This is a genomic window from Flavobacterium sp., from assembly GCF_031422135.1.
Taxonomy (GTDB): Bacteria; Bacteroidota; Bacteroidia; order Flavobacteriales; family Flavobacteriaceae; genus Flavobacterium.
In genome coordinates this window covers 1-12,566 of record NZ_JANOQD010000080.1, presented here as the reverse complement: position 1 = coordinate 12,566, position 12,566 = coordinate 1, and the positions used below count along the sequence as shown (strand labels likewise).

Below are 12,566 nucleotides of genomic sequence, written 5' to 3'. Positions count from 1 at the left end.
TTACACCCAAGAATCTTGGTTCCATTGCTGCGTGTTCTCTTGAAGAACCTTCACCATAATTGTGATCTCCTACAACAATTGAAGGTACCCCAGCGGCTTTATATGCTCTTGCAACTGCAGGAACGGCATCGTAAGTTCCAGTCAATTGGTTTTTTACGGTATTTGCTTTTTGGTTGAACGCATTAATGGCACCAATCAACATATTGTTTGAAATGGCATCTAAGTGTCCGCGGAAACGCAACCAAGGTCCAGCCATAGAAATATGGTCGGTGGTACATTTACCAAAAGCTTTGATTAACAATTTAGCTCCTGTAATATTTTTTCCATCCCATGCATCGAAAGGTGCTAACAATTGCAATCTTTCCGATGTTTCGCTCACCACAATTTTCACACTAGAACCATCTTCAGCAGGTGCTTGATATCCTGGATCTTCTGCGTAGAAGCCTTTTGTTGGTAATTCATCACCTGTTGGTTCTTCAAGCATTACTTCTTGACCGTCTTCATTGATTAATTTATCGGTAATTGGATTAAATCCTAAATCTCCAGCAATAGCTAAAGCGGTTACCAATTCTGGAGAACCTACAAATGCCATTGTATTTGGATTTCCATCGGCACGCTTTGAGAAATTACGGTTGAACGAATGCACAATCGTGTTTCTTTCTTCTTTTTCTGCGCCATCTCTGTCCCACATTCCAATACAAGGACCACAAGCATTTGCAAAAACAGTGGCTCCAATCTTATCGAAAGTAGCTATAAATCCGTCACGTTCAATAGTAGAACGAACTACCTCCGAACCTGGTGTGATGGTAAATTGTGATTTTATTTTTAAATTTTTATCTGTAACCTGCTTGGCAATCGAAGCCGAACGTGCAATATCTTCATAAGAGGAGTTGGTACAAGAACCTATCAATCCTACTTGAATATTCAAAGGCCAACCGTTTTTAGTAGCTTCCTCTCTCATTTTAGAAATTGGCGTAGCCAAATCTGGTGTGAAAGGACCGTTTAAATGCGGCTCTAAAGTGGATAAATCAATTTCGATTACTTGGTCAAAATATTGCGACGGATTTGCATATACTTCAGCATCACCTGTTAAGTAAGCTGCTACTTTATCAGCAGCATCAGCTACATCAGCACGATTGGTAGAACGCAAGTAACGCGCCATAGAAGCATCATAACCAAAAGTAGAAGTAGTAGCGCCAATTTCGGCACCCATATTACAAATAGTTCCTTTTCCTGTACAAGACATCGAGGTAGCACCTTCACCAAAATATTCCACAATAGCACCAGTTCCTCCTTTTACAGTTAGAATTCCAGCAACTTTAAGAATTACGTCTTTTGGAGCCGTCCAACCTGAAAGTTTTCCTGTTAGCTTCACTCCTATTAGTTTTGGAAACTTCAATTCCCAAGCCATTCCCGACATTACATCAACGGCATCAGCACCACCAACACCAATCGCTAGCATCCCTAAACCACCTGCATTTACAGTATGTGAATCGGTACCAATCATCATTCCACCAGGAAATGCATAATTTTCTAAGACTACTTGGTGAATAATTCCTGCTCCTGGTTTCCAGAAACCAATTCCATATTTATTAGATACTGATGATAAGAAATCGAAAACCTCACTTGATTGTGATTTGGCACGAGCCAAATCTGTTTTTGCATCTACTTTTGCTTGGATTAAGTGATCACAGTGCACCGTTGTTGGAACTGCCACTTTACTTTTTCCAGCATGCATAAATTGCAACAATGCCATTTGAGCAGTAGCATCTTGACACGCCACTCTATCTGGTGCGAAATCAACATAATCTTTTCCACGAGAGAAAGATTGTGAAGGTTTTCCTTCCCAAAGGTGAGAATATAAAATCTTTTCAGATAAGGTAAGTGGACGTCCAACTAACTCACGTGCTTTGTCCACACGCTCTGTCATTGAATCGTATACTTTTTGAATCATTTCAATATCAAAAGCCATAATAAATAGGGTTTATTGTTTGTGGTGCAAAATTACGAAAACGTTATATCATTTAAAATTTTTTAATGATATATATTAATCCGAGAAGACAATTTACGAAAAAGATAAATTTTGATGTTATTTTTATCAAAAATTGATTTTATAGTCTAAAAATTGAAAAATATTGATTTAATCACGCAATTTGGTCATTGGTGTTTCGAAAAATCGATACAAGAACCAACTAAAAATAAAAGTAAAAATAATATATGTGAAGGTAAATAGGTTCAATTCGGTTGGAGTGAACAAACTCGTGTCTATTAAATGTTTCATTAATTGCAAAACAACACTATAATGCAATAAGTATATGGAATAGGATATTAGACTGATGAAGGTAATTGGTCGCAAAAACCATTTTGGAGCAACTTCCCATTGTGACAATAATGGAAGAAATAGGGCAAAAAGCATAGATGTAATTGGCAAATACAAAACATTCCAAAAAAATGAATTTGTTTCTATATTAATTTTAAAATAACCAATTCCAAAAAAAAGCAACATCAATCCAAAAAAACCTAGAAACAGAAAATTTATTTTGTTTTTCTGCCAAATAATTGGAAAATTGAAACTTGCCCAAGCCGCAATAACTCCAATTAAAATAGAATCTACTCTGTAAATAACTACTTCTTTTAGAGAAATATTCCATTGTTCTAAAGTAGTGTTTGAAGTATTGAAATAATATATAATTTTATGAATTAAAAAAACAAATACTAGAAGTAAGACAACGCAAATAAACTGTTTTGATTTGTTATTTGATTTAACTAAAACTGATGCAAATAATAATAGTAATGGCGTTAGCAAATAGGCAAATTCTTCAACAGACAAACTCCACGATTCTGGAAAAAAAGGCAACATTGTACTTGAAAAATTTTGTAGAAATAAAAAATAAAACCCAATATCAGGAACGGAATAACCAATTATTGCAGCTATACCTATATTTAAAAACAGTACTAAAAAATAATTAGGCAGGGTTCGAAAACCTCGTCTTTTAATAAAATAAACTGCCGTTTTGAATGTAAAATCTTGTTGTGTATATAACTTATAAAGAATTGTACCTATCAAAAAACCGCTTAAAACAAAGAATATTTCGACACCAAAAAATCCAAAAAACTTTAAAATTTGACTTCCTAAACTTGAACTTTCTGGATAAATCCAAAGCGAATGAGAACACAAAACCATTAGTATTGCTGTAGCTCGCATTAAATCTAAACCAAAAATTCGTTGGTTATTTTCCATTTTATTCAAAAATAAAGAAAATCCAATGTGTCATTTACTCCTAAAACAACTTCTTAATAATCATTTCTTCAGAAATCCCTTCCGCATCAGCTTTGTAGTTTTTGATGATTCTGTGACGTAAAATTCCTGTTGCAACCGCTTGAACATCTTCAATATCTGGAGAGAATTTCCCGTTGAGTGCCGCATGAGTTTTAGCTCCTAAAATTAAATTTTGTGAAGCACGAGGTCCTGCCCCCCAATCTAAATAGTTTTTGATAAACTCGTTAGACAAAGCATTGTCAGGTCTGGTTTTAGAAACTAAGGTGACTGCGTATTCTATGACATTATCAGCTACTGGAATACGACGAATTAATTGTTGAAAATCGATTATTGCTTGTGCTGTAAATAATGGATTTACTTTTACATTAGAATCAGAAGTAGTGCTTTTTACCACTTGCACTTCTTCAGCAAAGGATGGATAATCTAATTTTATGGCAAACATAAAACGATCAAGTTGTGCCTCTGGCAATGGATAGGTTCCTTCTTGTTCAATAGGATTTTGGGTTGCTAGCACAAAAAATGGTAATGCTAACTTATGATTTTCTCCAGCTATGGTCACTGATTTTTCTTGCATTGCCTCGAGCAAAGCTGCTTGTGTTTTTGGCGGCGTACGGTTTATTTCATCTGCCAAAATTATATTTGAAAAAATAGGCCCTTTGATAAATTTAAAATTACGATTCTCATCTAATATTTCGCTTCCTAAAATATCCGAAGGCATTAAATCTGGGGTAAACTGTATTCTTTTGAAATCCAAACCTAATGCTTGAGCAATGGTGTTTACCATTAATGTTTTTGCCAATCCAGGCACACCAACTAAGAGTGAATGTCCTCCTGAAAAAATACTCAAAATGATTTGGTTGACAACATCATCTTGACCAACAATAATTTTAGCTATTTCTTGTTTGAGTTCTTTTTGTCTTTGAACTAAATTTTGGATTGCAGCTACATCTGACATTATACTATATGTTTTAAAATTAAAAAGAGTTAGAATTATAAAATATAAATCTAACTCTTTTATTTTTTAATAAAAATTATTTTTTTAACCAATTGTTTGTTAATACACAATCACGGTATTCTCCATTGATTTTAATGTATGTTTCTTTGATTTTTTCTTCAGACCATTTGGCAATGGCTTTGATTTGTTTTTCTTTTAGCGCTAGTTCTTTTAAACGTATATAATCTTTTGAATAATCTGCTGTGTGTTCCTCAAAACGATTCGTAACAGTAATTATTTTATAAAATTTTCCACCAGAGCGTCCTTCATCAATTATTGAAGACGAAACTTCGTTGTCTTTTAAATTAGCCACTTGGCCGTATAAAGAAGGATCCATTTTAGTCAACTCAAAACGAGTGTCTTGTGTTTTTGGATTGGTTAAAACTCCACCGTCATTTCGCGTTTCTTTCTCATCAGATAGCGTTCTAGCAGCTTCTGTGAAGGTTATTTTTTTACTTGAAATTTTCTCCCGTATCACTTCAATTTTTTCTTTAGCAGCTTTCATTGCATCGTCAGATACTTTTGGAGAAATTACAATGTGACGTAAATCTATTTCTTGTCCACGAATTTTTTCTAGGAAAATAATGTGGTACCCAAAATCAGTTTCAAATGGTTCTGATATCTCTCCCTCATTCAAAGCAAAAGCAACATCTTTAAATTCTTTTACAAATTGTGTCTTTCGATCCATTTTGTAAAACCCACCTATTGAACTTGATCCTGGATCTTCTGAATACAATACTGCCTTTCCATAAAAACTTGCTCCTTCAACAACCTCTTTTTTGATTTCTTTAAGCTTATCAATTACGGCTTGTTTATTCTCTTGCGACACCACTGGCTTAACTACGATTTGTGCTACTTCCATCTCAGCTCCAAAAACTGGCAAATCTGCTTTAGGAATTTTTTTGAAAAAATCACGAACTTCTTCAGGTGTTATAATAACTTCATCTACAATTTTCGCTTGCATTCCCGCAGTTAATTTGTTCACTTTTATGATTTCAAAGAGATCTGTTCTAAATTCTTGCTCACTTGATTTCTTAAAATATTCTACCACTTTTTGCATAGAACCTAATTGTTCCAGCATATAAGTTACTTGCTCATCCAATTTTGAATTAACTTCTTCGTCTTTAATAACAATACTGTCTTGAATGGCTTGATGCGCATACAATTTATCTTCCAACAACTTTCCAAACATTTGACAACGCTGGATATCCTTAGTATCAATTCCTTGGCTTTTAAGTTCTAAAAAAGTTTTGTCTACATCAGAATCTAGAATAATATAGTCGCCTACAACTCCTATAACTCCATCTATTTTTTGTTTCTTAACTTGTGCAGAAACTGAAATAGTTACTATAAAAAGCGCAAGAATTAAATTTATTTTTTTACTTAGAATATTCATTTTAAAATTATTTATTGGCATTATTTATTTTTTCATTGTAGTTTTCAATCTTTCGAAAACCTCTTGATTTACAGTTACTTTAAATTCTTTTTTTAGATCTCCTACCCAATTGTCTTCTAGGTATTGCTGGTAATCATTTATCACTCTTCCTTTGGTTTCTTCCAGTGTTTTTGCTGAAGCTGGAATCAATTTTATAACACTGTTCACAAAATAAAAGTCTGCCTCTTTATAGGTTTCCGAAACACCTGGTTTCATCACTACATTTTTCGGAAAATTCTCAGCTCCTTCTTCAAGCATTTCTTTTTTAATCATCACATTTACAACATCTTTCGTATTTAAACTTTCTTTGATGAAGTCAACTTCTTTATTTTTTTTCAAAAGCTTTCTTGCTTTTGAGACAATGTCTTCTTTTGTAGAGGAAGCGATTAAAACTTCCGCTCTTTTTTTCCATTGGTATTTATTTATATTGGTATTGTAATAATTCTTCAAGCCTAATGTGTCTAGCTTTGCTTTCTCCCAGATTTCTTTTTCCATAAGATCAAATAGCAATAATCCATCACGATATTCTTCTATTACATTTGCAAAATCAGGAAATTCTTTTTCTAGATTGTCGTTATAGAAATTATTTAATTGAGCATCTTCAAAATTTTTATAGATGTAATCTACAACTTTACCTATTGGTTTAATTTTAATTTTTGATTTTTGTTGGGATTCTAGTTCTGACAAAAACAAAGTTGCTTTAACACCGTAATCTTCAATTGTCATTAAATTACCTTCAAACTCTTTTATGTCTTCAGGCTGCTTCCAAGTTACAGTATAAAATTTATCCGTCACTAAGCTTTTTATTTTTTCGTATAATTTCTCATCACGTTTTGCTGCATATTTTGTTCTAATTTTTGCAGTTAGCGAATTGGTTAGTAAACGAGAACGGTCGTATTTTCTGATTTTCGCATCCAATTCACGCTCCATTTCCTCAAGTTTTTTTATGGGATGTTTTTCAATTAACTTCACAATATGCCATCCAAACTGACTTTCAAAAGGCTCTGAATAGGTATTTGGTGTAGTTAATCCGAAAGCTGTGTTTTCAAATTCTTCTGAACTTAGTTGTCCTGAAGCAAAACGAGGCAATAATCCGCCTTTTTGTGAAGAATTTTTATCCTGTGAAAATTGATTTGCTAAACTTTCAAAATTTTCACCTTGTTTGATTTTAGAATATACATCTTGAATTGTTGTTTTTGCTTTATCCACTTCCGTTTTATCAGCACTTGTAGGTTTCAAAATCATTATATGCGAAACGGTAATTTCACCACGATTGTCACGTGTATCAACAATGTTAATTAGATGATATCCAAAACGAGTTCTAGTTGGCATTGTAGTTTCGCCTTTTTTTGCTTTAAACGCAGCTGATTCAAATGCATAAACCATTCTAAAAGCTGAAAAATATCCTAAATCTCCTTTATTTTCTTTAGCTGAAGGATCTTCTGAAAATTGTACAGCAAGATCTTCAAATTTTTGTCCAGACATAGCTTTTTTTCTAATATCTAATGCTCTATTATAAGCTTTCAGCGTGTCTTCTGGAGCAGCATTTTCGTCCACCATAATTAGAATATGTGATGCACGAATTTCTTTTTGAGACCTGTTATATCCTTCTTCTATTAAAGCTTTTGTAACTTTAACATCCGAGGTGTAGTTTTTAGACAGTTGGGTTCTGTAAGATTTTAATTCATTGATATATTTGGGATTGTTTTGTAATCCAAGTTGATTTGCCTTATTAATTTTAAGCTTATATCCTAAAAATAATTCTAGGTATTGATTCAAATCTTTTTGTGATTCGTCTTTAACTAAATCAATATTTTTATTATAAACTCTAGAAAATTCATCCGTATAATAGGGCTTATCGTTTATTGTGAATAGAATTTCTTTCTTTTCATTTTGAGCAAAAGTTAAACTACTCACTATCAATGCGAAACCTAAAATTATTTTGTCAATTTTCATTCTTATTTTTTATTTTAATATACTTTTATTTTTCAAAAATGTGAGCAAACTGTAATAGCGAACAAAAATAACAATTCAGAAAGATTATACAACTATATCGATGTGTATTAACAAAATTTTATACGAAAAAAAAGCACCTACTTTACATAGATGCTTTAGATATAAAATTACTGTCTTACATTTTGACTACAATAAACTCACTTCGTCTGTTGCGTTGGTGCTCCTCTTCGGAACATTCCACTCCATCTGCACATTGGTTTACCAGTTGGGTCTCACCATAACCTTGTCCTTTTAATCTGTTGGCTTTAATGCCTTTTTTGATTAACCAAGCGATGGTTGATTTGGCTCTTCTATCAGATAAACTTTCATTGTATTGAAACGTTTGACGGCTGTCAGTATGGGATCTCACATCGATAGTTATTCCTGGATTTAACTCCATCACATCCAGTACTTTTTCCAGTTCTAATGCTGCATCACGACGGATAAATGACTTATCTAAATCGAAATAAATAATCGGAATGTCGAGTACTTTAGCCAAATCTGTACCAACTTTTATTTCTCTTATTTTTTTGGCTGTGGCCAATTGCAATTCTGTCTTACCTGATTTGTTAGGTATACTAACGATGGCTTCTTTTGTATCATACTCGTCTTTCTCCCCTCGAACATAGTATTTCTTGTCACAATCGACCTTGAAACTATAATTCCCTTTTTCGTCAGATTGAGTTACTTGCAACTCAATAAACTTATCGTCTAGTAAAGTTACTTTGGCGTTATCTAAAATTTGACCTGTTTCTGAATTGGTAATAACTCCTATGAGTTCTTGATTGCATTCTAATTCTATTTTCTTGGTTTCGGTAAACGAATAAATATCGTCTAATCCTTTTCCTCCGTCTCGATTGGACGAAAAATACCCTGAGTTATTCTTCTTGTCGATAATGAAAGCAAAATCGTCCATAGGTCCATTTATAGGCGCTCCTACGTTGATGATTCCTGCTGGCATTCCGTCTTTGCCCAGTTTGGTTACAAAAACATCTAATCCTCCTAATCCTTGGTGACCGTCTGAGGCAAAATACAATTCGTTATCTTCTGTTATATACGGGAAGGTTTCTCTTCCTTCGGTGTTTAATGCTCCTGTCAAATTCACTGGTGTGCTATAGGTGTTATCGCCCGTAATGTCTACTTTAAATAGATCAGACATTCCTTTGGTTCCTGGCATATTGGATGCAAAATACAAGGTTTTTTCATCTGGACTCAACGCTGGATGGGCTATGCTATAGTTGTCACTATTAAAAGGGACTTCTACCACATCAATCCATTTGTCTTCGACTAAACTGGCTCTGTATAATTTTAACAAAATAACATCTTCTGCATCTTTTCCTACTTTCCCTTTCGTATAATTGTTTCTAGTAAAATAAACTATTTTTTGATTTTTGGTAAATACTGGGGAATCTTCGTGAAATTTTGAATTCACTGATTTTGAAAACTTCTTAGCATTGCTTAAACTACCGTCCTCAGCTCTTTCTGCTGAATAGAGATTTAAAAAGGAATTTTTGGTCCACTTTGTGCTTACTCTAGCTGTCGCTACAGTATCTCTTGAGGTAGCAAAAATAACTTGGTCGTTATAAAATGCAGCTCCATAATCGGATAATCTGGAATTAATCTCTGTATTTTTTATTTCATACCGTCCCGAGTTTTTTGCAATGACTTCTTTGTAGTTTTTTTGATTCTTAAACATACTAGCTCGACTGTCTGCAGAGGACATACTGTAAAATTTTTCTAAATATTTATCAGCATTGGTATAATCTTCTACCGATTTTAAAGTTTGCGAATAACGATAGTAGTATTCTGGCTCTACTTTTTCGTTCATCGCAAAGAGCTCTTTGTACCACACATTGGCTTCTTTTAACTTGGCGTTAAAATAGTACGAGTTGCCTAACTTTTGAAACAAATCTACTGATTTGTAGCCTTTGTTTGCTATTCGCTCGTATGTTTTTATGGCATCTACATAGGCTAAATCCTTGTATTGCTTGTCTCCTTTTTCGATGTTTTGTGCTGTTATTGTAACACTAAAACTAACTAATAGGTATAAGGGTAGTGTTTTTAATATATTTTTCATAGTGGTTGTCGTTCGTTGGGTTAGAAGAATCTTGGTGAGACTACTTTTGAATAGCTTTTGAATAACTCGTAACGCAAAAATATTTCGTGCGATCCTGAATTGAAACTTCCTAATCGCGTCGTGTCTTTGTCATAGGCATACCCTATCAACCAAGAATCTGATATCTGGAAACCTGCTTGCACACTCATCGCTGCACTCCATCGATAGGCTGCGCCTAAAGTGAATTTTTCATTGAATAAAAAATTAGCTGACAAGTCAACTTGAAGTGGAGCTCCTTTTACCAGTTTTACAAGTGCTGCGGGTTTGAATTTAAGATTATTACTCAAGTCAAACACATAGCCTCCTATGGCGTGTATGTGCATTCTTTCACTTGCCGTAAATTGGACATCATTATCATAATACTTTCGCTCTAACATATAAGGAATGGATACTCCTAAATAAGTTTTATTTGAATACCAAAATATCCCTGCTCCAACATTAGGAAAAAATCTATTGTCTATGTTTTGTCTATTATTAAGAAGATCTGCCGTTGTAAATGTATTTAATTTTCCAAAATCTACATTAAATAGATTTGCAGTCGCTTTTATTCCAAAAGCTAATTTAAAGCTCTCAGATGTAGGTACATTATAACTTAAATCTACTGAAAATGTATTTTCATCAGATGGTCCTAATTCATCATTTACTAATGAAAGTCCCAAGCCTATTCTCTCACTTACTGGCGTGTGCATTGTTATGGTGTTGGTCGTTGGTGCACCATCTAATCCAACCCATTGTGTTCTGTGCATCGCTAAGACACTCAATACACCTCGTGACCCTGCGTAAGCGGGATTAATATTGGCTGTGTTATACATATATTGTGTATACTGCGCTTCTTGCTGGGCAGTACCAACGGCACTTAATAGTATAAATCCGAATATAATTAATTTTAATTTCATATTTATTTTGTTTTAATTGTCCCCGAGTTACTAACTCGGGGAAATCTTTATTTATCTATTAATATACAAGTATGCTGCTTTCTCTTTGGTTATTCCTGCTTTATTTACATAACGCAGTATATAATAATAGGTGCCTTCTGGTAAATCAGCATTCACTTGAACGGTAACTCTTCCATTGGATGTTCCTACAAATTTAAAATTGGCATTATTGTATCCATTAGCCTCGTAAACTAACACTCCCCAACGGTTGTAAATTTCTACTGTATTGTTAGGGAAATTCTCAATACCATCTATGAAGAAAAACTCATTATCTCCATCTCCATTTGGTGTAATGTGATTGTAAATACCAATTTCATTTTCTGGCACTACAACTATAGTTACTGTTGCTGTATCACAAATAGACGGATTTAAAACTTGACATATTTGATACACTATAGTATACGTTCCTGCTGGAGTTCCAGCTGGAATTACAATATCACCTGTAACAAGATCTATCGTTGGTACTGGATAATTTACAACAATTGGTGTCGCTGGCGTAACAATTCTTATAACTATTTCAGCTATATTAATAGAATTTCCATTTGATGTATCTATTCCATTTCCATTGTCATCAAGTACATTTCCTGCAACTCCTCCAACTGATCCATCTACTAATCCTACTGAATCATTTTCTGCATTAATAGTTGGTGGATTGTCTAAAATAATTCCAGTTCCTACAGCTGTTGTGTTGCTCGTATTGCCACTAGTCACTGTACCGTTTAACGTGAAGTTCTCTGTTAACTCTAGTAAGAAATCTACTGTAGTAGGTACATTCACTGTTACACTGGTTTGTCCCGCTGGTATCGTTACCGTGATAGTCGTTACCGTGTAATCTGCTGTACCTGCTGTACCTGTCGTAGTAACTACATCTACTACAGTGGCTACAGAACTTGGATTGCTTAATTCTACGGTGAACACTACATCAGTACCTTCGGTTACCGTTTGTCCAACTATGGTTACCGTGATTGGGTCGTTATCAGTTATTACTCCTGTTCCTACTGGATTCGTATTGCTCGTGTTGCCTGAAGTTACGGTTCCGTTTAACGTGAAGCTTTCGCTTGGTTCCCCTGTGGTATCATCGGTCGTTGGTACACTCACCGTTACTGATGTTTGTCCCGCTGGTATTGTTACGGTCGTAGTGGTTACAGTATAATCTGAAGTACCTGCTGTTCCTGTAGTGGTCACTACATCTACTGTCGTGGCTACTGAACTTGATGTGCTTAACGCTACAGTAAATACTACGGCGGTGCCTTCGGTTACTGTTTGTCCTGTGATTGTTACTACTGGACTATCGTTATCGGTGATTTCTCCTGTTCCTACTGCGGTCGTATTGCTCGTGTTGCCTGAAGTTACGGTTCCGTTTAACGTGAAGCTTTCGCTTGGTTCCCCTGTCGTATCATCCGTTGTCGGTACACTCACCGTTACTGATGTTTGTCCCGCTGGTATTGTTACGGTCGTAGTGGTTACCGTATAATCTGCTGTACCTGCTGTACCTGTTGTCGTCACTACATCTACGGTAGTGGCTACAGCACTTGGGTTGCTTAACGCTACAGTAAATACTACGTCGGTGCCTTCGGTTACTGTTTGTCCTGTGATTGTTACTACTGGACTATCGTTATCGGTGATTTCTCCTGTACCTACTGGGTTCGTGTTGCTCGTGTTGCCACTCGTTACCGTTCCGTTTAACGTAAAGGTTTCGGTTGGTTCTCCTGTGGTATCATCCGTTGTCGGTACATTCACCGTGATGGAGGTTTGTCCTGCTGGGATGGTTACCGTAGTAGTCGTTACCGTATAATCTGCCGTACCTGCTG

The 12,566-nt window shown here is 34.9% G+C and carries 8 protein-coding genes; all 8 read right to left on the bottom strand.

Annotated elements, in window-relative coordinates; translation table 11 throughout:
* On the bottom strand, window positions 1-1,972 hold a 1,972-nt coding region (locus tag RMO70_RS10695), incomplete at its 3' end, for an aconitate hydratase (RefSeq protein ID WP_310556429.1).
* 168 nt (window positions 1,973-2,140) lie between these two features.
* Window positions 2,141-3,241: an acyltransferase gene (locus RMO70_RS10690; RefSeq protein ID WP_310556428.1), complete on the bottom strand. Its 1,101-nt coding sequence runs from the start codon at window positions 3,239-3,241 to the stop codon at window positions 2,141-2,143.
* A gap of 40 nt (window positions 3,242-3,281) precedes the next feature.
* Entirely contained in the window at window positions 3,282-4,235 is a 954-nt protein-coding gene (locus tag RMO70_RS10685) for a MoxR family ATPase (protein WP_310556427.1), read from the bottom strand.
* 76 nt (window positions 4,236-4,311) lie between these two features.
* Window positions 4,312-5,670 carry a peptidylprolyl isomerase gene (locus tag RMO70_RS10680; protein ID WP_310556426.1) on the bottom strand — a complete coding sequence of 453 codons (1,359 nt, stop codon included), beginning with the start codon at window positions 5,668-5,670 and terminating at the stop codon, window positions 4,312-4,314.
* A 24-nt stretch (window positions 5,671-5,694) separates the two neighbouring features.
* Window positions 5,695-7,665 (bottom strand): peptidylprolyl isomerase, encoded by a 1,971-nt coding sequence (locus RMO70_RS10675; protein WP_310556425.1) that lies wholly within the window; start codon window positions 7,663-7,665, stop codon window positions 5,695-5,697.
* Between the two features lie 175 nt (window positions 7,666-7,840).
* A complete protein-coding gene (locus RMO70_RS10670; protein WP_310556424.1) occupies window positions 7,841-9,781 on the bottom strand; it encodes an OmpA family protein in 1,941 nt (646 codons plus the stop codon).
* A 20-nt stretch (window positions 9,782-9,801) separates the two neighbouring features.
* Window positions 9,802-10,716 (bottom strand): type IX secretion system membrane protein PorP/SprF, encoded by a 915-nt coding sequence (locus tag RMO70_RS10665; RefSeq protein WP_310556423.1) that lies wholly within the window; start codon window positions 10,714-10,716, stop codon window positions 9,802-9,804.
* Between the two features lie 51 nt (window positions 10,717-10,767).
* Window positions 10,768-12,566 (bottom strand): gliding motility-associated C-terminal domain-containing protein (locus RMO70_RS10660; RefSeq protein ID WP_310556422.1); only part of this gene is annotated, 1,799 nt, incomplete at its 5' end.

Coding starts and splice junctions, on each gene's coding strand:
- RMO70_RS10690 (WP_310556428.1), bottom strand. CDS start 3,241: ATGGAAAATAACCAACGAATTTTTGGTTTAGATTTAATGCGAGCTACA.
- RMO70_RS10685 (WP_310556427.1), bottom strand. CDS start 4,235: ATGTCAGATGTAGCTGCAATCCAAAATTTAGTTCAAAGACAAAAAGAA.
- RMO70_RS10680 (WP_310556426.1), bottom strand. CDS start 5,670: ATGAATATTCTAAGTAAAAAAATAAATTTAATTCTTGCGCTTTTTATA.
- RMO70_RS10675 (WP_310556425.1), bottom strand. CDS start 7,665: ATGAAAATTGACAAAATAATTTTAGGTTTCGCATTGATAGTGAGTAGT.
- RMO70_RS10670 (WP_310556424.1), bottom strand. CDS start 9,781: ATGAAAAATATATTAAAAACACTACCCTTATACCTATTAGTTAGTTTT.
- RMO70_RS10665 (WP_310556423.1), bottom strand. CDS start 10,716: ATGAAATTAAAATTAATTATATTCGGATTTATACTATTAAGTGCCGTT.